17 protein-coding genes are annotated in these 19,846 nt (G+C 64.1%); 3 read left to right on the top strand and 14 right to left on the bottom strand.

The genetic code is table 11. The features are described from left to right. Nucleotides 1-831: 831 nt before the first annotated feature. The 9 genes from QCBJ_RS09335 to QCBJ_RS09295 form a co-directional block, all read right to left on the bottom strand. The gene (locus QCBJ_RS09335; protein WP_177410654.1) at nucleotides 832-1,767 is read right to left on the bottom strand and encodes a bifunctional 5,10-methylenetetrahydrofolate dehydrogenase/5,10-methenyltetrahydrofolate cyclohydrolase; all 936 of its coding nucleotides are present in this window, start codon (nucleotides 1,765-1,767) and stop codon (nucleotides 832-834) included. Between the two features lie 73 nt (nucleotides 1,768-1,840). After that, the gene (locus tag QCBJ_RS09330) at nucleotides 1,841-3,520 is read right to left on the bottom strand and encodes an APC family permease (protein WP_102060644.1); all 1,680 of its coding nucleotides are present in this window, start codon (nucleotides 3,518-3,520) and stop codon (nucleotides 1,841-1,843) included. A 74-nt stretch (nucleotides 3,521-3,594) separates the two neighbouring features. Next, nucleotides 3,595-5,904 (bottom strand): DUF1989 domain-containing protein, encoded by a 2,310-nt coding sequence (locus QCBJ_RS09325; protein WP_102060643.1) that lies wholly within the window; start codon nucleotides 5,902-5,904, stop codon nucleotides 3,595-3,597. Nucleotides 5,905-5,906: 2 nt separating this feature from the next. Further along, on the bottom strand, nucleotides 5,907-7,274 hold the full coding sequence (locus QCBJ_RS09320; protein WP_102060642.1) for an NAD(P)-binding domain-containing protein: 1,368 nt from the start codon (nucleotides 7,272-7,274) through the stop codon (nucleotides 5,907-5,909). 20 nt (nucleotides 7,275-7,294) lie between these two features. Then, nucleotides 7,295-8,161 carry a formyltetrahydrofolate deformylase gene (purU, locus tag QCBJ_RS09315; protein WP_012723558.1) on the bottom strand — a complete coding sequence of 289 codons (867 nt, stop codon included), beginning with the start codon at nucleotides 8,159-8,161 and terminating at the stop codon, nucleotides 7,295-7,297. A gap of 30 nt (nucleotides 8,162-8,191) precedes the next feature. Further along, a complete protein-coding gene (locus QCBJ_RS09310) occupies nucleotides 8,192-9,322 on the bottom strand; it encodes an aminomethyltransferase family protein (protein ID WP_102060641.1) in 1,131 nt (376 codons plus the stop codon). A 30-nt stretch (nucleotides 9,323-9,352) separates the two neighbouring features. Next, the gene (locus tag QCBJ_RS09305) at nucleotides 9,353-10,369 is read right to left on the bottom strand and encodes a DUF3445 domain-containing protein (protein WP_102060640.1); all 1,017 of its coding nucleotides are present in this window, start codon (nucleotides 10,367-10,369) and stop codon (nucleotides 9,353-9,355) included. 11 nt (nucleotides 10,370-10,380) lie between these two features. Then, the gene (locus QCBJ_RS09300; protein WP_102060639.1) at nucleotides 10,381-11,310 is read right to left on the bottom strand and encodes a PDR/VanB family oxidoreductase; all 930 of its coding nucleotides are present in this window, start codon (nucleotides 11,308-11,310) and stop codon (nucleotides 10,381-10,383) included. Beyond that, on the bottom strand, nucleotides 11,307-11,753 hold the full coding sequence (locus QCBJ_RS09295; protein WP_012723562.1) for a dimethylamine monooxygenase subunit DmmA family protein: 447 nt from the start codon (nucleotides 11,751-11,753) through the stop codon (nucleotides 11,307-11,309). Before QCBJ_RS09295 ends, QCBJ_RS09300 begins: the two co-directional genes overlap by 4 nt. Before the next feature lie 250 nt (nucleotides 11,754-12,003). On the opposite strand from QCBJ_RS09295, the gene QCBJ_RS09290 reads away from it, so the two are divergent. The 3 genes from QCBJ_RS09290 to QCBJ_RS09280 are packed head-to-tail and all read left to right on the top strand — an operon-like array spanning nucleotide 12,004 to nucleotide 14,419. After that, a complete protein-coding gene (locus QCBJ_RS09290; RefSeq protein WP_043206208.1) occupies nucleotides 12,004-13,050 on the top strand; it encodes an ATP-binding protein in 1,047 nt (348 codons plus the stop codon). Next, the gene (locus tag QCBJ_RS09285) at nucleotides 13,019-13,678 is read left to right on the top strand and encodes a response regulator (RefSeq protein WP_046035758.1); all 660 of its coding nucleotides are present in this window, start codon (nucleotides 13,019-13,021) and stop codon (nucleotides 13,676-13,678) included. The genes QCBJ_RS09290 and QCBJ_RS09285 overlap by 32 nt, the downstream gene beginning before the upstream one ends. Next, nucleotides 13,679-14,419, top strand: coding sequence for a PAS domain-containing protein (locus tag QCBJ_RS09280; RefSeq protein WP_102060638.1), 741 nt, complete (start codon nucleotides 13,679-13,681; stop codon nucleotides 14,417-14,419). Between the two features lie 114 nt (nucleotides 14,420-14,533). Here the strand turns inward: QCBJ_RS09280 and QCBJ_RS09275 are convergent, their stop codons facing one another. The 5 genes from QCBJ_RS09275 to ribBA all read right to left on the bottom strand — a co-directional run bounded on the left by QCBJ_RS09275 (nucleotide 14,534) and on the right by ribBA (nucleotide 19,799). Then, complete coding sequence (locus tag QCBJ_RS09275; RefSeq protein WP_012723566.1) at nucleotides 14,534-15,688, bottom strand: ABC transporter ATP-binding protein; 1,155 nt, start codon at nucleotides 15,686-15,688, stop codon at nucleotides 14,534-14,536. Between the two features lie 17 nt (nucleotides 15,689-15,705). Beyond that, a complete protein-coding gene (locus QCBJ_RS09270) occupies nucleotides 15,706-16,515 on the bottom strand; it encodes an ABC transporter permease (RefSeq protein WP_010567348.1) in 810 nt (269 codons plus the stop codon). A 6-nt stretch (nucleotides 16,516-16,521) separates the two neighbouring features. Next, nucleotides 16,522-17,439 (bottom strand): ABC transporter permease, encoded by a 918-nt coding sequence (locus QCBJ_RS09265; protein WP_064052598.1) that lies wholly within the window; start codon nucleotides 17,437-17,439, stop codon nucleotides 16,522-16,524. Then, nucleotides 17,436-18,461, bottom strand: a complete 1,026-nt coding sequence (locus QCBJ_RS09260; RefSeq protein ID WP_027603596.1) for an ABC transporter substrate-binding protein — start codon at nucleotides 18,459-18,461, stop codon at nucleotides 17,436-17,438. The genes QCBJ_RS09265 and QCBJ_RS09260 overlap by 4 nt, the downstream gene beginning before the upstream one ends. Before the next feature lie 228 nt (nucleotides 18,462-18,689). After that, nucleotides 18,690-19,799, bottom strand: a complete 1,110-nt coding sequence (gene ribBA / locus QCBJ_RS09255; protein WP_102060636.1) for a bifunctional 3,4-dihydroxy-2-butanone-4-phosphate synthase/GTP cyclohydrolase II — start codon at nucleotides 19,797-19,799, stop codon at nucleotides 18,690-18,692. Between the last annotated feature and the right edge of the window lie 47 nt (nucleotides 19,800-19,846).

Raw genomic sequence — 19,846 nt, 5'->3', positions numbered from 1 at the left:
GGCATCGGTATCTACACCACTCTGGGTATGGCGCTGAACCTGTGGCGAGGGAGCTTGCTCCCGCCGGCGGTCTGACAGCCGAGCGGCATCTAACGGTTAGACCGCGATGCAAATGTGGGAGGGGGCTTGCCCCCGATAGCGGTGTGTCAGTCGATTCATCAGGTGACTGATTCAGCGCCATCGGGGCCTTGGTATCTACACCACCCTGGGTATGGCGCTGGACCTGTGGCGAGGGAGCTTGCTCCCGCTGGCGGCCTGACAGCCGAGCGGCATCTAACGGTTAGACCGCGATCCAAATGTGGGAGGGGGCTTGCCCCCGATAGCGGTGTGTCAGTCGATTCATCAGGTGACTGATTCAGCGCCATCGGGGCCTCGGTATCTACACCACTCTGGGTATGGCGCTGAACCTGTGGCGAGGGAGCTTGCTCCCGCTGGCGGCCTGACAGCCGACCAGGATGCTGGAGTGGAATGAGTACATATCCGTTGCTGCGGTAACGGCTGCTAATGGTTTCGCTCTTACAGCGACTCACTTTTGGAGAGGCCCAAAAGTAAGCAAAAAGCCTTCGCCCCACCACTCGGCACCTCGCCCAGGCTCGGTGTGCCCGTAATCCGACATTGATTTGGGGGGCCGCCGCCACGCGCCATCCATGGCGCGGGGCGGCTAAACCGGCATCCCTGCCGGTTTACCCCCCAAATCAATGTCGAATTCCGGCCAGCGTGGTTGACGGGGCGCCTGAGATCAAGATCAAGAGCTAAAGCAAGATCAAGGGCGGCTCGCTTCGCATCGTGGTTACCGTTGTGGATACCTATGCGCCGACAGCGGTCTGTCAGTCAGCTTGGTTGTAGCTGAGCCACGACCATCGGGGGCAAGCTCCCTCCCTCATTTGCCTTGCTGCGTTGCAGCTGGCTCGCTACCAGGGTGTTCTTCAGCAAGTAAGCTATCGTCATCGGCCCCACACCGCCGGGCACTGGCGTGATCGCGCTGGCCACGGTGCGTGCGCTGGCGTAATCGACATCCCCCACCAACCGCGTGCCGGTCTCGGTCGTGATGCGGTTGATGCCCACATCGATCACCACTGCGCCGGGCTTGAGCCAACGGGCATCGATCAACTGGGGTCGGCCCACGGCGGCGACGACGATGTCGGCCAAGCGGCACAACGCCGGTGCATCGACGCTGCGCGAGTGCACCACGCTGACCGAGCAGTGGGCTTGCAACAGCAAGGTCGCCATGGGTTTGCCGACAATGTTCGAACGACCGATCACCACCGCGTGCAAGCCGCTCAAGTCGCCGCAGGTTTCGTGCAGCAGGCGCATGCAGCCGCTGGGTGTGCAGGGCGTGAGCACCTCGATGCCTTGCACCAGGCCGCCGACGTTTTCGCGGTGGAAGCCATCGACATCCTTGATCGGGTCGATCGCGTGGATCACCGCCGCTTCGTCGATCTGCGCCGGCAGCGGCAATTGCACCAGGATGCCGTTGACCGATGTGTCGGCATTCAACTGGGCAAGCAGGTCGAGCACCTGCGTCTGGCTGGCATCCTCCGGCAGCCGGTATTCCAGGGAGCGAATCCCGACGTCCTTGGCCCGCAGCAGTTTATTGCGCACGTAGACGTGGCTGGCCGGGTCGTCGCCCACCAGCAATACTGCCAGGGCCGGGTAGATCTGCTGTGAGGCAAGCAGCAGGACCTCTTCGCGAACCTCATCGAGCACCCGCGCAGAGATGGCCTTGCCGTCAATAGCGCGGGCAAGCGGGGGGAGAGAACTGGTCAAAAGCGTCACCGTTGTCTGGGGAATCAAGGCGCTGAGGGATAAGAATCCCTCAGCCATAGGCAGGCCAGAAGGCTCAGGCTACCAGTTGATGGCAGGCATACACCACCAGCACACCGGCGACCAGCGTGGCATAGGGCAGCCAGCCGGCGCGGCGTTGGCCGTCATCGGCCTGGATATACAGGTCAGTGACCATGGCGGCGGGGAAGCGGCCCTTGTCCTGCACATAGTGGCGGTAGCAGAACACCGGCAGGATCAGCAGTGCCAGCAACAAACCGGTGACCAGCGTGCCCGCGCCCCAGATGTCCGCGCCCAGGCCCATGCAGGCCAGGTTGACGAAACTCAGCACGCCGCCGGCCGCCAGCAGTACGGTGGGGGCTTTGTACGGGCGCACCCAGTCGGGGCGGTCAAGGCGGTGGATCCAGCCGGCATTGAGGTTGAGGAAGTTGAAAATGATGTAGCTGACGTTTGAAGCCGCAAGCACGAATACATAGTCCGACATCAGCAACAGCAGCAGGTTGAACGACAGGTCGGTCCACATCGCCGCCGTCGGCGCGCCATGTTCGTTGGTGCGCCCCAGGTACTTGGGCAGCCAACCGTCCACCGACGCCTGGTACAACGTTCGCGACGAACCGGACATCGAGGTCATGATCGCCAGCAACGTCGCCAGCACCAGCATGATCAATACGATATTGGCCACCACCTTGCCGCCGCCGATGCTGTCGGCCATCACCTGGCCAACGCCCATGCCGCTGTAGATCGCCGGCGAGAGCAGGCCGCTGTACACCGCGGGCGTGACGACTGCGCCGCTGGCATCGAGCACCGCTGGCGTCACCAGTTGCCCCAGCCCGAGGCTGCCTTGAAACGCCAGCGGCACCAGGGTGAACACCAGGATGCACAGCAGGCCGGCGTAGAAGATCGCCTTGAAGGTGTCGCGCTTGGGGTCCTTGAATTCGCGGGTGTAGCACACCGCCGTTTCAAAGCCGTAGGTGGACCACGCCGCCATGAACAGCCCGCCGGCCATCAATGACCAGCCGGACATATCCCATGGCCCATCGATGACTTGCCCGGCTGAGTCATGGGCCAAGGGGTACAGCGGCAGGAAGTTGGCCTGGGTCGCATCCCCGGTGAACAACGGCACCACGCCCACCAGCAGCAGCGGAATCAACGAGGTGACGCCGAGCACCAGGGTCAGCCGTGCCGAGCGCAGGATGCCGCCGTGCTGCACGGCAAACACCGTGAGCAAAATCAACAAACCAATGGCGAACGTCGCGTTGATGCGCAACGACAGGCCGCTTTTCACCCAGCCCAGGTCCAGCAGCGTCAGTTGCCAGGTGTTGATCAACGCATCGGCGGGAAACAGCGCCGTGAGGATATACCCCGCTGCCAGCCCCGAACCGATGGACAGCACCGGTGACCAAGCCAGCCAGTTGCACCACACCGACACCGGTGCGATCAGTTTGCTGTAGCGCACCCAGGCCACCGCGCCGTACACCGAGGCGCCGCCGGATTTGTGCGGGAAAAGCCCCGCGATCTCGGCGTAGGTGAAGGCCTGGATAAACCCGAACAGGATCGACACGATCCACACGATCCACGCCGGTTTGCCCACCGTGGCGGCAATCGCACCGATGGAGAACAGCACCAGCGCGGGTACGCCACTGGCGACCCAGAATGCCCCGCGCCAATCGATCTTGCGGTGCAGGCTGCCCACCGAGCCGGCAGCCTGCGGTACAGCCTCGAACGTCGTCGCTTCCATCTTCGTATTCCCATGTCTGAATAGCGGTTAGGTTGGGGCAGTCAAAATGCGCTGGCACTCCCGTTTCGGGACGATCAGCTGCGCACCCGGCTTTTGTCCGGGTCGTAGAAAATCGCGGCGCTGACCGTGGCGCTGATGCGCTTCTGCAGGCCATCGACTTTGCCGATCTCAAGTTCAGTGCCGGGCTCGGCGCAGCTCACGTCGACCCGGCACAGCGCGATATTGCTGGCCAGCAGCGGTGAGCGGCAGGCACTGGTGATCACCCCGACCTGAGCGCGGCCCTGGTACACCGGGTCGCCGTGGTGGGCGACCTCGTTGCCGCTCAGGTGCAGGCCGACCAGTTTGTGGCTGGGGTGGGCGCTGCGCCGTAGCAGGGCGTCGCGACCGATAAAGTCATCCGTCTTGCTCTTGAGCGGCACGCTGAAACCGATACCGGCCTCGAACGGATCGGTCTGGTCGCTGAACTCGTAGCCGGCGAAAATCAGCCCGGCTTCGATGCGCAGCAGGTCCAAGGCTTCAAGGCCCAGGGGCACCAGGCCCAAGGGTTGGCCGAGTTGCCAGATGCGGTCCCAGACCTGTACGGCGTCTTCGGGCTGGCACCACACCTCAAAGCCCAGTTCGCCGGTGTAGCCGGTGCGGGAGATCATCAACGGGCAGCCGTCGAAACCGTCCAGCCGACCGACCAGGAAGCGAAACCAGCCGAGGGTCTCCACACTCGGTTGCGTGGGCGGGGTCCAGACCATCTGCTTGAGCAGCTCGCGACTCAGCGGCCCTTGCACCGCCAGGTTGTGAATCTGCTCACTGGCCGACTTGACCCACACCTTCATGCCCAGTTTCTGTGCCTGCTCGCGCAACCACACGCCGGCGTAGTCTTCGCCGCAAATCCAGCGGAAGTTGTCCGGGCCCAGGCGCAGCAGGGTGCCGTCGTCGAGCATGCCGCCGTGGGCGTGACACATCGCCGAATACACCACCTGGCCCACCGCCAGGCGCCGTACGTCGCGGGTCAGGCAGTACTGCAACAGGGCTTCGGCGTCGGGGCCGATGATTTCGAATTTGCGCAGGGCGGTCAGGTCCATCACCGCCACCCGTTCGCGGCAACCGAGGTATTCCTCAGTCACGCCGTAACCGTCGTAGCGCAGTGGCAGCCACCAATTGCGGTAATCGGTGAAGCTGCCGGTGAGGGCGCGGGTGCGTGAGTGGAACGCGGACTCACGGGTGAGGATCGGGTCGGCATCCGCCGTGGTTCGAGTGCTCATGGCGATGGAAAAACGCTCCTTCTCGCTGTAGATGCGGACATGGATATCGGTCGGGTTCCAGCCGTTGGCCGGGTCAATGTCATCCGGGCACGAGGTACTGCCGCACAGCAGGTCGTTCATGGCCCGCAGCAGCACGTAATCGCCGGGCCGCGACCAGGGTTCATCCAGGGTCATCTGCTGGTGCGCATCGATGCCGGTGTTGAAGAAGAAATTGATCGCCGGCCAGCCGTTGCGCGCCTGCACGCCATGGGGCGCAAGGACGCGGCTGAGGTTGTCGCTGCAGTTGTCGTGCCCGAAATAGCCATGGGTTTCGTAGTAGCGCGCCGCGCAGGCCAGGGCGAATGAATCGTGGCGCCCGACCGTGTCTTGCACCACCTCCAGCATCGGTTGCATATGGCGGTCGAAAAACTTCGAGAACAGCCCCGGTGCCGGATACGCGCTGCCGTTCAGCGTGCGCGTGACGGTCTGGTCCAGGTCCAGTTCCACGCCGCGATCCAGGGCTCGCCGGTCGAGGGCGACGAAGTCCGAACACTGGCGGCCCGCGACGTCCAGCACCTGGATGTACTGCCCCTTGGCGACGGTGTAGCTGTGGGCCGTGCCCGCGCGCAGGGTGAATTCGTCGAGTACATCGCCCAACGGCTCGGGCAGGGCGGGTACCAGCAGCGGCGACGGGTTGGCCCGTGTCACTATCAGGCGCAGCTCGCTGGGCCGGTATTGCCGGTCGACGGCCGTAGCCTCGGCGGGGGCGGCGACAACCACCAGCAGCGCGTGCTCGGCGACAAACTGCCGGCTGTGGCCGGGCGGGCTGTCGGCGTCCCATAGCGAGGCGGCCAGCGGCAATGCCTGTGCGTCGATGCCGCGCCGCTGGAGCGCCTGGCCGATACGCCCAGGCACACGGCAAGCCGTTGACGCGTTCAGCCCCCAGCTTGCCAGCGCGCTGCGACCGCCAGCGTCGAGGGCCAGCAGTGTGCAGGTTTGCCGGCCTTCGACGTCGATCACGTGCAGGCCGTCGCCGGGTTGCAAGTCGACCAGGGTCACACCGCCGGCGGCCACGCGGTAGCGTTCCAGGTTCGGCGCGCGGGCAAACAGCCCGGGCTCTCGGGGATGGGAAACACGGGGTGCATTCATCATCAGCCGACCGACTTGATGGGGGTCGTGGGCTCTCCCAAGTAGGCCGCCATCGAGTCATCCAGGGCCTGCAACCACGGCGTGTGGTGCGGCGGCGACTGGGTGCCGGTCATCAGCGAGCGATAGGACTTGTCGCGATAGCCCATGATGTTTTCCGCCTTGTCATGCTTCCAGTGCAGAAAGGTTTCGTTGACGGCGGCGATGTCGAAACTCGGGTAGTCGGTGGCGTCCACCAGTTGCTGGATGTAGGCGCCCTGGTACTCGAACATCTGCTGGTTGGTTTCCAGGGCCTGTTCCCGTGCGTGCCACGCTTGGCTGTCGGCGACCATGTCAGCGTGGCCGGGCAGTGGTATGCGCCCGAGGATCACATCGCGGGCATACCAGGCCTGGGCGTCGAACATGTTGAAGGAGTACCACTGGTCCTGCATGCCCAGGTAGATCAGGCGGGGGTTGGGTTCCCAGAACACGCCCTTGTAGAGGTTCATCGGCCACAGGCGGTTGTCGGTCTTGAGGCTCAGTTCGTCCGGCAGGAACGGGAAGTGGTGCTTGTAGCCGGTGCACAGGATCACCGCGTCGATGTGCTTGCTGCTGCCATCGACAAAGTACGCGCGGTTGTTTTCCAGGCGCTGGAGCAGCGGTTTTTCTTCCCAGTTATCCGGCCAGGCATAGCCCATGGGCGCGCTGCGGTAGCAACTGGTGATGCTGCGCGCGCCGTATTTGTAGCATTGTGAACCGATGTCCTCGGCCGAATAGCTGCTACCGATAATCAGCAGGTCCTTGTTCTTGAACTCCAGCGCCTCGCGAAAATCGTGGGCATGCAGGATGCGCCCGGCAAACTGTTCGAAGCCTTCGAAGTACGGCACCTTGGGCGTGGAGAAGTGGCCGCAGGCGTTGATCACATAGTCGAATTCTTCGCAGGTCAAGGTGTCGCTGGTGTAGTCGTGGGCGTAGAGGGTGAAGCGTTGGCTCTGTGCGTCGAAGGTGACTTGGCGCACCACATTGTTGAAGCGGATGTAGTCGCGCACGCCGGCCTTTTCCACGCGGCCCTTGATGTAGTCCCACAGCACTTCACGCGGCGGGTAGGAACCGATGGGCCGGCCGAAGTGCTCTTCGAAGGTGTAGTCGGCGAACTCCAGGCATTCCTTGGGGCCGTTGGACCACAGGTAGCGGTACATGCTGCCGTGCACCGGCTCGCCGTTCTCGTCGAGGCCGGTGCGCCAGGTGTAGTTCCACATGCCGCCCCAGTCCTGCTGTTTCTCGAAGCACACCAGTTCGGGGATGGCGGCACCTTTGTCGCGGGCCGACTGGAACGCGCGAAGTTGCGCCAGGCCACACGGGCCGGCGCCGATGATTGCAACACGTAGGGTCATGAGCGTGCCTCCTGAAGGGTTCAGCGAAAGATCACTGTCTTGTCCTGGTTGATGAACACCCGGTGTTCCAGGTGGTATTTCAGGGCTTTGGAAAGGGCCACGGTTTCGGTGTCACGGCCGATGGCAACCAGCGAGTCGGGCAAGTGGGTATGGTCGACGCGCTGGATTTCCTGCTCGATGATCGGGCCCTCATCCAGGTCGCTGGTGACGTAGTGGGCGGTGGCGCCGATCAGCTTGACGCCACGGTCATAGGCCTGGTGGTAGGGCTTGGCGCCCTTGAAACCGGGCAGGAACGAGTGGTGGATATTGATCGCCCGGCCCGACAGTTGCTGGCACAGGCCGTCGGACAGGATCTGCATGTAGCGTGCGAGCACCACCAGGTCGGTCTGGGTGTCTTCGACGATGCGCATCAGCTCGGCTTCCTGGCGGGCCTTGGTGTCCTGGGTGATCGGCAGATAGATGAAACGAATGCCTTCGCGCTCGGCCATCGCCCGCAGGTCCAGGTGGTTGGAGACCACGGCGGTGATGTGCATGTCCATCTCGCCCTTGCGGTGGCGGTAGAGCAGGTCGGTGAGGCAGTGGTCGAACTTGCTGACCATCAGCAGCACGCGGGTCGGTTGGCGTGAGCTGAACAACTGCCAGTGCATGTCGAAGCCACCGGCGAGGTCGCCGAGGCCGTTGCGCAGGGCACCGATGTCGCCGCTCACGCCGGTGTTGAAACGGAACACCGCGCGCATGAAAAACTGCCCGGTGAACTCGTCGTCGAACTGCGCCAGCTCGCTGATGTAGCACTGCTGTTGGGCCAGGCACGCGCTGATCGCGGCGACAATCCCGGACGCCGCCGGGCAGGTGATCTTGAGGATGTAATGTTCGCGGGAGGCGTCCATCGAAGGCTCCTGAATTCAGTGAAGGAAGGCTTAGCCCTTGGCCGTGCGCTTGGTTTTTTGCGGGTCGTCGAAGGGCAGGGCGTGGGTGCTGGCGCTGGCCTCAAGGCTGCCGCGTACCTGCAAGGCAATACCGGGTTCTGAGCAGGCGACGCTCATGCGCGCGATGGCCATCGAGCGTTTGCTCAGGCGCGAATACATGCCGCAGGTGATCACGCCGACTTGCTGGTTGCCTTGCCATAAGGTGTCGCCAGCCTCGGCGGCGCGGACGCCCTCAAGCAGCACGCCGGTGATCTTGAAACGCTCCAGGCCGCGCAGGCGCAGGTGTTCTTCGGCGCCACGGAAGGCGTGCTTGCCGGGCGAGACGGTGAAGTCCAGGCCCATTTCCCAGAGGGTGTCGCCGGCCTTCTGGTCGGCGAAGGGGTACATCTGCGAGTTGTCGTAGGGGAAGAACATCAGCGAGCTTTCCACCCGCAACCAGTCCAGGGCGGTGAAGGCGCAGGGGATGATCCCCAGGCTCGCCCCTTGTTCAAGGATGCTGTCCCACAGGAACGGCGCATCGGCGGCCTTGCAGAAAATCTCGTAGCCGCGCTCGCCGGTGTAGCCGGTGCGGGAGATCATCACCGGGCGGTCGAACAGGCGGGTTTGCAGGTGATGGAAGTACGCCAGTTGGCGGATGCCGGGCACGTGTTCGGCGAGGAAATCCACCGCCAACGGACCTTGCAGCGACAGGTCGTGCAGGTCGTCATCGAACAGCACCGCTACTTGCCGGCCCTGGGCCGAGCGCACGAGCATTTCATGCCCGGTGCCGGCGCCATGCACCACCATGAACGCATTCGGACCGGTGCGATAGACGATGCAGTCATCGACGAACTTGCCGTCCTCATCGAGCATCGAGGCGTAGACCGATTTGCCGGGGTAGAGCTTGGCGATGTCGCGGGTGGTGGCCCACTGCAACAGGCTCTCGGCGTGGGGTCCCACGTAGTGGACTTTTTTCAGCCCCGACACGTCCATCAACCCGGCGCGGGTACGGATCGCCTGGTGGTGGTCGGCGAGGTCACTGCTGTAGGTCCAGGCAGTGCCCATGCCGTTCCAGTCTTCGAGGTGGGAGCCGAGGGCGCGGTGCCGTTCGGCCAATGCAGAAATACGCCATGAGTGGGTCATGTGAGGTTCCTTGTCGTAGAAGAGGGGGCGTCAGGCCTGTGGGTCGAACTGGCTCAACCACTCGACCAGCGTGTGGCGGTAGCGGGTCATGCCCTTGTAGTCGGCGATGGGGTCGGGCAGGTCGCGCAGCACGCGGTGCAGGCGACAGCCCCAGCCAGGTTGTGTGACCAGCTCGTCCAGGCTGATCAGGTAGGTACGGATGCTGAACATCACCGCGTGGCTGCGCGGCAGGCGCGCCATCACTTGCAGCTCGACCCGCAGGTGTACCTGCTGCCCGACGTTCTCGGCGGTGATCTGGCCGCGATCGGCGCCCCATTCATGGAAGGTTTCCGGCGACGAATCCAGGCGCGGGTTGATGGTCAGGGTCCAGTTCAAGCGCCGTACCGGCTGGCCGACCTGCACGTTGAGCAGGTACTTCAGTGCGCGCTCGAACACGCCCATCTGATGGGCCATGGGCACCGGTGCGTGCCATTGCTTGAAACTCATGCCGGCGTCGAACGCCAACGACCAGTCGGCCGGGCTGGTGACCAGGCCGGCGTCCATGTACAGGTCGCCGTCGCGCTGGTCGAGCAGGGCGAAATCCCCCTGCACCTGGCGGCCGATGTACTCCAGCGGCGCGCAGGGCAGGCTGGTGGCATCGCCGAAGATGAAGGGCTGGTCGATGTCCAGCAGGTGGTTGCGCCACTGCCAGCGCTCGCCGTCTTGCACCAGGCTGAACCACTGCGGGTAGTCGGTAGCCAAGTGCTCCATGATCATCTGCAGTGCATCCCAGGCGGCCACTTGCATGTGTGGCATCACCAGGTAGCGGCGCGGGTCCTTGTCCAACACCAGGGCGCGCTCGGCCATTTCCGAGCGGTAGTGCTCGTCGATGTCGAAGGCGTGCTCATAGATCGAGCCGGGGTCGCGGGAGATGGCCGGTTCGATGTTCACCGAGTACAGGTAGCTGTCCTCGGTAAAGGGAAAGGGAAAACGGCGGATCGCTGCCGGGCTGTTGCGAAAACTGAAATCGTCGCGATAGCTCAGCACGGGGCTCGTTTGCAGGGGCATGGCACTCACTCCTATAGGTCCAGCGAAACGCAGGGGCCGCTGCCGCGCGAGACGCAGGGCATCAGAAAGTCGGCCTGCTCGGCCGGGCTGAGGAAGCTGTCACGGTGTTCGATGGTGCCGCCTTGGTGGCGCGTGATGCATTGCCCGCAGACCCCGCCACGGCACAGGTTGGGCACTTGCAGGCCGGCCTGTTCCAGGGCTTCGAGCAGGCTTTGCTCGGCCTCGACCCGCAGGCGTCGGCCGCTGCGCAGCAGGTGCAGGTCGAACGGCTGGCCGGGTTGTGCGCCCTTGAAGGCTTCCGAATGCACGCGCTTGAGCGGCCAGCCGAGGCGTGTGGCGTGTTGCTCAACCGCCTCGAGCAAGGGCTGCGGACCACAGGTGTAGACGTGGCTGCCCAGCGGCCGGTTGCCGAGGATTGGGTTCAGGTCCGGGCGCCGTTCGTAGGCGTGCAGGCGCGGGCCGAGGCGGTGTTGCAGCTCGTCCAGATACGCGTCGCTGAGGCCCCGGCGGAACAGGTAATGCAGTTCGAAGTCGGCCTGCTGTTGTTCCATTGCGGCGATATAGGCCATGAACGGCGTGATCCCGATCCCGGCGGCGATGAGAATATGCAGGCGCGCGGTGCCATGGGGCGCGAACAGATTGGCCGGCGGCGAAATCTGCAAGGTGTCGCCGACCTGCACCTGCCTGTGCAGGTACTGCGAGCCACCGCGCGAGGCGTCTTGCAGGCGCACGGCAATGCGATAGTGCTGGGGGTGCGCCGGGTCGCTGGTGAGTGAATAGGCGTTGCGCACCGTGCCTTCGGCCAGCGGCAGGTGCACCTGCACATGGCTGCCGGGCGAGAAGCCGGGCAGGCTGCCCGTGGCGGGCGTCAGGGTGAATTCGCGAACGACGGGCGTGAGCATGCGTGCTGCGCTGACCTGGACGTTGAGGGCCGCGCTCATGGCTGGAACCCCGCGTAGGGCTGGTCAGGGTTGATGCACACGCCGAGGTACGCCCCCAGGCGCCGGGAAAAATGCGTGCGGACCTCCAGCCCGACGTGGCAGCCGATGCAGTTCAACAGCGGCGCCGGCCCGGCCGCCTGGGTCAGGCCGCAGTGCGCGCAATACACCTGGCGCAGGCCCGGCGTGGTGCAGGTCATGTCGATCTCGTCGTCTTCCAGGCCCGCGGCACGGGCCTCGCCGTGCACACGCCAGATAAAGGCTTCGTCGCCCAGCAGGTAAAGCCGGCAACCCACGGTGGCGCTGGCCAACGCGTGTTGCAGTCGCCGCGCAAAGTCAGGGTGTTCGCCGTTCAACAGCACGGGCATGTGCAGTTCGCTGATGAACGCTGCGCGGGCGGCGGCGGATTGCATCACCACGATGGGGCGGCTGCGGGTAGGCGTCATGCGGGCTCTCCACGGTGCGTTTTTGTTTCCTGTTGGGAGAGATACTTTCCTATGGGGAAAATCTTCTCAATCTGGAAAAAGGGCTATGCCTTTGGAGATAAGCCTTGTGCGCCGACCATTCGGGGCATGGAAGTTGCTGGGCTTCTTGACCACGCAGAGCAACCGGACGGGGAGTTATCAAAGAGTGCTGACACGACCAAAAGGCTGGCCGCTCTGGTTGGGGCCTGTACGCCCCGAACAGGCGCGCAGCGTGCGCAGGTTGTTGGCCGGGTTGCCCCTGCACGCTGACGGTGCCTTGTCGGGTTTCCTGGACCGTTTCGACGCACTGCTGCCGCCTGCCAGGCTTAATTTGATCCTCGGCGGCGAAGACCTGGGCCCGACGCGGCGAGGGGCGGTCGACGGCTGCCAGGCCGTCGCGCGCTGCCCCTGGCGCGACGCCAGCGTGACGGACGCTCCCCAAGCCTGCGGACCTTGCCGGCAAAGGGGCGTGCACCGTCTGGTGTGCGCCTTGCCCGAGGGTGAAAAGGGCGCATTGCTGCTCGACACCCCTCGGCGGGCCGGTACCAGTTGGCGCCGGATACTGGAGGAGGCGGCGCAGGCGGTAGGCGTGACCGTACGCCTGCGCTGCCACAACCGTGAGCAGCAGCGCAAACAGGCGACTTCCCGCCACGGCGCCCTGGCCCGTGAGCTGCACGATTCGGTGGCGCAGCAGTTGGGCTACCTGTCGTTCCAGGCCCATGGCTTGCAGTCGCAACTGGGCGAGCCGGCCCTGCAGGACCTGTGCACCGGCCTGAGCCAACTGCAACGCCAGGTGCGCGAGCTGATCACCAGTGCGCGCCTGACCATGGACGGGCGCTCGCTGCGCCAGGCCCTGGCTGACTCGGTCGCGGAGTTCTCGCGGCGTTGCATCATTGTCTTCGAACTCGACAACCGCCTGGCCGACGACGCCCTGAGCCCGGAAACCGAATTGCAGATTCTGCAGATCATCCGCGAGGCCCTGACCAACGCAGTGCGGCATTCCCACGCGCGCCACGTGCGGATCGAACTGCGCCAGACCCAGGAGGGCGACGCCTCTGTGTCGGTGGAAGACGATGGCATCGGCTTGATCCCGGCCTGCGACGAGCACAACCATTTCGGCCTGGCGATTATCCGCGAGCGCGCCGCCAGCATCGGTGCACGGCTGAGCATAGAGGCGATCCGCCCGCACGGGGTGCGTGTGCACCTTGGCCTGCGTCGTCACCACGATCTGCCACAGGGGAGTCTCGATGGACTGCACGACCTTATTACTGATCGATGATCACCCGTTGTTTCGCAAGGGCCTGGCGCAGTTGTTCGATGCCAGCGGCGACTTCGAAGTGGTGGGGCAGGCGGCCAGCGGCCGCGAGGGCATCAACCTGGCCGTGAGCCTGACGCCGCAACAGGTGCTGCTGGATTTGCACATGCCTGGCCTCAGCGGTTTGCAGGTACTGGACGAACTGCGCCAGTTGCGCCTGGATTGCCAGGTGGTGGTGCTCACCGCCTCCATGGACCGCGCCGAGTTGCTCACGGCCTTGCGCCTGGGTGCCAGCGGTTATGTGCTCAAGGAAACCGAGCCGGATGCGTTGCTGGCGTATATGCGCAACTGTCACAAGGGCGCGATCGTACTGGACTCGACCCTGATTGCCTTACTCGCTGACCAGGCTGAGCCATCGCCGTCGTGCGACCCCATCGACAGCGGCAACCTCACCGAGCGCGAAGGCCAGACCCTGGCGCTGATCGCCGCCGGCATGAGCAATAAACAGATCGGTCGCGAACTGGGGATCAGCGACGGCACGGTGAAAATCTACGTGCGCAGCCTGTTGCAGAAACTCGGCCTGCATTCGCGCCTGGAGCTGGCGGCCTGGGTGCACAGCGGCGCCTTGATGAAACACGAGGAGCGCCACTAGATGAGGGACAGCCCCGAAGCATTAGCGCCGCCGCCCATGGACGTGATGGATTGCTTTCCCGCCGCCTTAGTGCAACTGCGCGACAACGGCCAGATCGCCCACTCCAACCTGGCCTGGGCCGCGTTGATGGGCCCGCACGGCGCGGAGCGTAACCTGATGGACTACGTGCACCAGGAAGACCGCCCGCTATGGCGCCAGGCCTTGAATGAACTGCGCCGCCGCCCCGACACCTCATTCAACCAGCGCCTGCGTTTTGTGCACCCCAGCGGCGAATTGCGCTGGTTTGACATCAGCCTCAAGCGCGGCCCCCAAGGCTTCTACCTAGTGGCCGGGGACGTTACGGCCCACAAACGCCGCGAAATCGCCTTGCAGGCCAGCCAGCGCAGCAGCATGAGCTTGCTCGACAGCATGCCGGGCCTGATCTATCGCGGCCGCAACAACCGCGACTGGACCATGGAATTCGTCAGCGCGGGCTGCCTGCAACTCACCGGCTACCCCGCCGAGCGCCTGGTGGACAACCATGAGTTCACCTACAACAGCCTGATCCTGGCGCAGGATGCCGACTATGTGTGGCGCGAGGTGCAATACGCGCTGTCACGGCAGGAGCCGTTCGAACTCAATTACCAGATTCGCTGCGCGGATCAGTCGATCAAGCAGGTGTGGGAGAAGGGCGTGGGGATCTATGCCGATACCCGCGAAGTGCTGGGGATCGAGGGGGCGATTTTCGAGCGCAAGCTTTAACGGGTAAATGCACTTCAAATGTGGGAGGGGGCTTGCCCCCGATGAGGGAGTGTCAGTGAATGCATCTTTAACTGACACAACGCTATCGGGGGCAAGCCCCCTCCCACATGGGATTCAATGCGCGCCTGCGGCCTTGTTCAGGTCGCTTTCGGCCCACTCCGTATACACACACGCATCCGCCGTCGCCCAGCGCACACGCACCGGGTCGCCGGCCTTGAGCGGCATGCCGGCAGCGGACAGCGCCTTGACCGTCATCGACGTGCCGCCCAGGGTTTTCACGGTGCAGGTCTGGCTTTCGCCGAGGAACAGCACCTCGCCAACAATCGCCGACACTTCATTCCAGCCCGCCGCCAGCGGTTGTTCGGCGGCCTGTTCGACGCTCAGCGCCAAGGCTTTTTCCGGGCGTACCATCAGCAGCACATCCTGCTCGGTGTGCAGCCCGGTGGTCAGGCGGATCGACAGCGCCTGGCCTTCGAACGACGCCACTGCGTTGCCCTGGGCCTTGAGCTTGAGGAAGTTGGAGTTGCCGAGGAACGAGGCGACAAACGCGTTCGGCGGGTTCTGGTAGAGGTCGAAGCCGCTGCCCAGGCCGACGATCTTGCCGTGGCTGAAAATCGCGATGCGCTGGGACAGGCGCATGGCTTCTTCCTGGTCGTGGGTCACGTAGACGATGGTGATGCCCAAGCGCCGGTGCAGCTGGCGCAGTTCGTCTTGCAGGTCTTCACGCAGCTTCTTGTCGAGGGCGCCGAGGGGTTCGTCCATCAACAGGATGCGTGGCTCGTACACCAGCGCGCGGGCGATGGCGACCCGTTGCTGCTGGCCGCCGGACAGCTGCGAAGGGCGGCGATGCGCAAATTGCTCAAGCTGCACCAGCTTGAGCATGGCGTCGACGCGCTTTTCGCGTTCGGCGCTGGCCAGTTTGCGAATCGCCAGGGGGAAGGCGATGTTGTCGCGCACCGACAAATGCGGGAACAGCGAGTAACGCTGGAACACCATGCCGATGTCGCGCTTGTGCGGCGGCACGTTGACCAGGGATTGACCGCTGACCAGGATCTCGCCGCTGCTTGGCGTTTCGAAGCCGGCCAGCATCGACAGCGTGGTGCTTTTGCCCGAGCCGCTGGAGCCGAGGAAGGTGAGGAATTCGCCGTCCTGGATGTCCAGCGAGATGTTGTCCACGGCAGCGAATTCACCGTAGTGCTTGTTCAGGTTGCGCAGGCTGACCAGGGGTTGGCCGTGGCTCTGTGCGACATCGTTGATCACTGCACTCATGTTCTTCTCCTCGGCGCTCAGGCGCGGGTTTCGGTACGCCGGCGAACGGCGGCGGCAATCACCATGACCAGCACCGAGAGGCCGATCAGCAGCGTCGACGCGACGGCGATCACAGGCGTCAGGTCCTGGCGCAGGGTGGTCCACATTTTTACGGGAAGGGTTTGCAGGGTAGGGCTGGCCATCATCACGCTGAGCACCACTTCGTCCCACGAGACCAGAAAGGCGAACAGTGCGCCGGCTACCATCCCCGGGCGAATCGCCGGGAAGGTCACCTTGAACACTGCCTGCAAGCGCGAGGCGCCGCAGATCACCGCCGCGTCTTCAATCGACTGGTCGAACAGCTTCAGCGAGTTGATGATCGAGATGATGGTGAACGGCAGCGCAACGATCACATGGCTGACCACAAACGCGAACATCGTGCCGGTGTAGCCGAGCTTGAGGAACAGCGCGTACACCGCCACGGCGATGATCACCAAGGGCACGATCATCGGCAGGGTGAATAGGCCGTAGAGCAATTCGCGGCCGGGGAAGCGCCCGCGCACCAGGGCAAACGCGGTAGGCAGGCCCAGGGCGACGGCGAACACGGTGGTCAACACGGCCACCTTGAGGCTGGCCATGGCCGCGTTCATCCAATCGGCGTTGGAGAAGAACTGGCCGTACCATTTCAGCGTCCAGCCGGGCGGTGGGAACACCAGCCATTGCGACGAGCCGAACGACAGCAGCACGATAAACACAATCGGCAGCAGCAGGAAAAGGCCAATCAACCCGGTGGTGGTGTAGAGGCCCAAGCGCATCCTGCGGCTCATGGCATTGGGGGTCAGGAGCATGAAGGCTTACCTCGCGTTGCTGGCGCCAACCGGGGATTCCGGCTGGAGCTTCAGGTAGAAGTAGAACAGCACCAGCGTGATGAAGATCAGCAACGCGGCGCCGGCACTGGCCAGGCCCCAATTAAGGAACGATTGCACCTGCTGGATGATGAACTCGGGCAGCATCATGTTCTGCGCACCGCCGAGCAGCGCCGGGGTGACGTAGTAACCGAGGGACATCACGAACACCATCAGGCCGCCGGAAAACAAGCCCGGCCGGCACAGCGGCAGGAAGACGCGGAAGAAGTTGGTCCACGGGCTGGCGCCGCAGATCGAGCCGGCCTGCAGGATCATCGGGTCGATGGCCTGCATGGTCGCCTGCAACGGCAGCACGATGAACGGGATCATGATGTAGCTCATGCCGATCACCACGCCCGTGAGGTTGTGCACCATCTCCAGGGGCACATCGATGATGCCCATGGCCATCAGCGCCTTGTTGATCACCCCGGAGGCTTGCAGCAAGACCAGCCAGGAGTAGGTGCGGGCGAGCAGGCTGGTCCACATCGACAGCAGCACGATGTTGAGGATCCAGCGTCCCCAGCCGCGTGGCACCAAGGTGATCGCCCAGGCCAGCGGAAAGCCCAGCAGCAGGCTGAACAGGGTCACCAGGCCTGCCACTGAGAACGTGTTGAGCAGCACTCGGGCATAGGCGGAGTTGGCGAACAGCTGTTCATAGTTGCCCAAGCCCGGCACCGGCTCCAGCACGCCGCGCAGCAACAGGCCGATCAGCGGCGCCAGGAAGAACAGGCCGAGGAACAACAGGGCCGGGATCAGGTTGCTCGACCCCCGCCAGCGCTGCGCCAGGGACGGGGCCCCGGCCTTGGCCGAAACCGCGCCGGCAGCGCCAAGGGCGCTCCCGGTCGGTGTGGTTGCCGTCATTTTCATTTGACTAGCCATTCATTCCACCGTGTCGCAATGGCCGGGCCGTTCTTGGCCCAGTAGGCGAAATCGAGGGTGATCTGGTCCTTGACGTAGGCGGTCGGCAGGTTCGGCGCGAGCACCGAATCCAGGCGCTGCACGCTGTCGATGTTCACCGGTGCGTAGGCGGTCAGGTTGGAAAAATCCGCCTGGCCCTTGGCGCTGCTGGCATTGGCCAGGAATTTCATCGCGGCGGCCTTGTTTTTCGAACCTTTAGGCACGACGAGGATGTCGGCCATCACCAGGTTCTGCTTCCAGCTCACGCCCACGGGCGCGCCGTCTTCCTGCAGGGCGTGGATGCGACCGTTCCAGAACTGGCCCATGCTGACTTCGCCGGAGGCCAGCAGCTGTTGCGACTGCGCGCCGCCGCCCCACCAGACGATGTCTTTCTTGATGGTGTCGAGTTTCTTGAAGGCGCGGTCCAGGTCCAGGGGGTAGAGTTTGTCGGCGGGGACGCCGTCGGCCAGCAGCGCCAGTTCGAGCACGCCGGGGCTTGGCCATTTGTAGAGGGCACGTTTGCCGGGGTAGGTCTTGGTGTCGAACAGCGCGGTCCAGTCCTGAGGCTTACCGGCGCCGAGCTTGCCTTCGTTGTAGCCGAGCACGAAGGAGAAGAAGAACGAGCCCACACCATGGTCGGAGACGAAGCGCGGGTCGATCTTGTCGCGCTGGATCACTGAGAAATCGAGGGGTTCGAGCAGGCCTTCGGCGGCGGCGCGCAAGGCGAAGTCGGCCTCCACATCCACCACGTCCCACTGCACGTTGCCGCTTTCGACCATGGCCTTGAGTTTGCCGTAGTCGGTGGGGCCATCCTGGACCACGGTAATGCCGCTGGCCTTGCTGAACGGGTCGGCCCAGGCCTGCTTCTGCGCATCCTGGGTGCTACCGCCCCAGCTCACGAAATTGACGCTTTCGGCTGCCATGGCCGCGTGAGTGGCCGTAGCCAATAAACCCGCGAACAGCACCGCGGTTGCACGTTTGTTCAACACCATTTTCACGCCCTCATTTGTTTTGTTATTGAGCGGGCTTGGTAATGCCCGCCTATCGGGAGCAGTAGGTCCATCGGGAGCCTCTAATCGAGACCCCAAAAGGCGACCGTGCCAAGGGCTGTTATTGGTGCTCTCCCTGGCGGGCGCACTTGGCAGAAGCGTTCGGTCTATGGAATATCATATTATGGTATTCCAAACTTTGTGCAAGCATTTTGCCTTACCGGTTATCCGTCATTCGGTGAAGGGAATGCTCTCAGTCACCTCCAGGTCGTAGCCGGTCAGCCCGGCGTATTTGAGGGGCGGGCCGAGGTGACGCAGCTTGCCGACGCCGAGGTCCTGCAAGATCTGCGCCCCGGTGCCCACTTCAGAATAGATGCGCGACTGCGAACGGTTGAACTGGCGCGGCGCCTGGGTCAGTTGCGGCACGCGTTCCAGCAGCGCCTGGGACGACTCATGGTTAGCCAGCACCACCACCACGCCGCTGCCTTCAGCGGCGACACGTTGCAAGGCCGCCCACAGCGTCCAGTTGGACGGGCCGCTGTAGTCGGCACCGACCAGGTCGCGCAGCGGGTCGATCACGTGCACGCGCACCAGCGCAGGGGTATCGCGGCGCAACTGGCCCATGACCATGGCCATGTGGACGCCGCCGTCGATGCGGTCTTCAAAGGTGATCAGGCGGAACGTGCCGTGCACCGTCGGCAGGTCGCGTTCACCGATGCGCACCACGGTGCGTTCGGTGCTGAGGCGGTAGTGGATCAGGTCGGCGATGGTGCCGATCTTGATGCCATGCTTGCGCGCGAAGATTTCCAGTTCCGGGCGGCGGGCCATGGTGCCGTCGTCGTTCATCACTTCGACGATCACCGACGCCGGGGTGTGCCCGGCCAGGCGCGCCAGGTCGCAGCCGGCCTCGGTGTGGCCGGCGCGGGTCAACACGCCGCCGTCCTTGGCGCGCAGCGGGAAGATATGGCCCGGCTGCACGATGTCGGCCGGCCCGGCATTGACATCGACGGCCGCTGCCACGGTACGCGCGCGGTCGGCGGCGGAGATGCCGGTGGTGACCCCGCTGGCGGCTTCGATGGACACGGTAAACGCGGTGCTGAACACGCTGCCATTGCTTGGCACCATCTGTTCCAGGCCCAGGCGCTGGCAGTGTTCGTCGGTGAGGGTCAGGCAGATCAGGCCACGGGCTTCGCGGGCCATGAAACTGATAGTCTCGGCGGTGCAGCAGGCCGCAGGCAGCAGCAGGTCGCCTTCGTTTTCCCGGTCTTCGTCGTCCACCAGGAGCACCATCTTGCCTTGGCGGTAGTCTTCGATGATGTCTGCGATGCTGTTGAAGGACATGGAGAGTGCTCGATTTGTTGGTTGCATGTATTATGGTATACCACAAA

Source organism: Pseudomonas sp. QC2 (assembly GCF_002859085.1).
Lineage (GTDB): Bacteria > Pseudomonadota > Gammaproteobacteria > Pseudomonadales > Pseudomonadaceae > Aquipseudomonas > Aquipseudomonas petroselini.
Note: the sequence above shows the minus strand (reverse complement) of the source record. Positions and strands in the feature narration are given on the sequence as shown.

Excerpts from the sequence above, each read along its gene's own strand:
- QCBJ_RS09330 (WP_102060644.1), bottom strand. The coding sequence starts at position 3,520 with ATGGAAGCGACGACGTTCGAGGCTGTACCGCAGGCTGCCGGCTCGGTG.
- QCBJ_RS09325 (WP_102060643.1), bottom strand. The coding sequence starts at position 5,904 with ATGAATGCACCCCGTGTTTCCCATCCCCGAGAGCCCGGGCTGTTTGCC.
- QCBJ_RS09320 (WP_102060642.1), bottom strand. The coding sequence starts at position 7,274 with ATGACCCTACGTGTTGCAATCATCGGCGCCGGCCCGTGTGGCCTGGCG.
- purU (WP_012723558.1), bottom strand. The coding sequence starts at position 8,161 with ATGGACGCCTCCCGCGAACATTACATCCTCAAGATCACCTGCCCGGCG.
- QCBJ_RS09310 (WP_102060641.1), bottom strand. The coding sequence starts at position 9,322 with ATGACCCACTCATGGCGTATTTCTGCATTGGCCGAACGGCACCGCGCC.
- QCBJ_RS09305 (WP_102060640.1), bottom strand. The coding sequence starts at position 10,369 with ATGCCCCTGCAAACGAGCCCCGTGCTGAGCTATCGCGACGATTTCAGT.
- QCBJ_RS09300 (WP_102060639.1), bottom strand. The coding sequence starts at position 11,310 with ATGAGCGCGGCCCTCAACGTCCAGGTCAGCGCAGCACGCATGCTCACG.
- QCBJ_RS09295 (WP_012723562.1), bottom strand. The coding sequence starts at position 11,753 with ATGACGCCTACCCGCAGCCGCCCCATCGTGGTGATGCAATCCGCCGCC.
- QCBJ_RS09285 (WP_046035758.1), top strand. The coding sequence starts at position 13,019 with ATGGACTGCACGACCTTATTACTGATCGATGATCACCCGTTGTTTCGC.
- QCBJ_RS09280 (WP_102060638.1), top strand. The coding sequence starts at position 13,679 with ATGAGGGACAGCCCCGAAGCATTAGCGCCGCCGCCCATGGACGTGATG.
- QCBJ_RS09275 (WP_012723566.1), bottom strand. The coding sequence starts at position 15,688 with ATGAGTGCAGTGATCAACGATGTCGCACAGAGCCACGGCCAACCCCTG.
- QCBJ_RS09270 (WP_010567348.1), bottom strand. The coding sequence starts at position 16,515 with ATGCTCCTGACCCCCAATGCCATGAGCCGCAGGATGCGCTTGGGCCTC.
- QCBJ_RS09265 (WP_064052598.1), bottom strand. The coding sequence starts at position 17,439 with ATGAAAATGACGGCAACCACACCGACCGGGAGCGCCCTTGGCGCTGCC.
- QCBJ_RS09260 (WP_027603596.1), bottom strand. The coding sequence starts at position 18,461 with ATGGTGTTGAACAAACGTGCAACCGCGGTGCTGTTCGCGGGTTTATTG.
- ribBA (WP_102060636.1), bottom strand. The coding sequence starts at position 19,799 with ATGTCCTTCAACAGCATCGCAGACATCATCGAAGACTACCGCCAAGGC.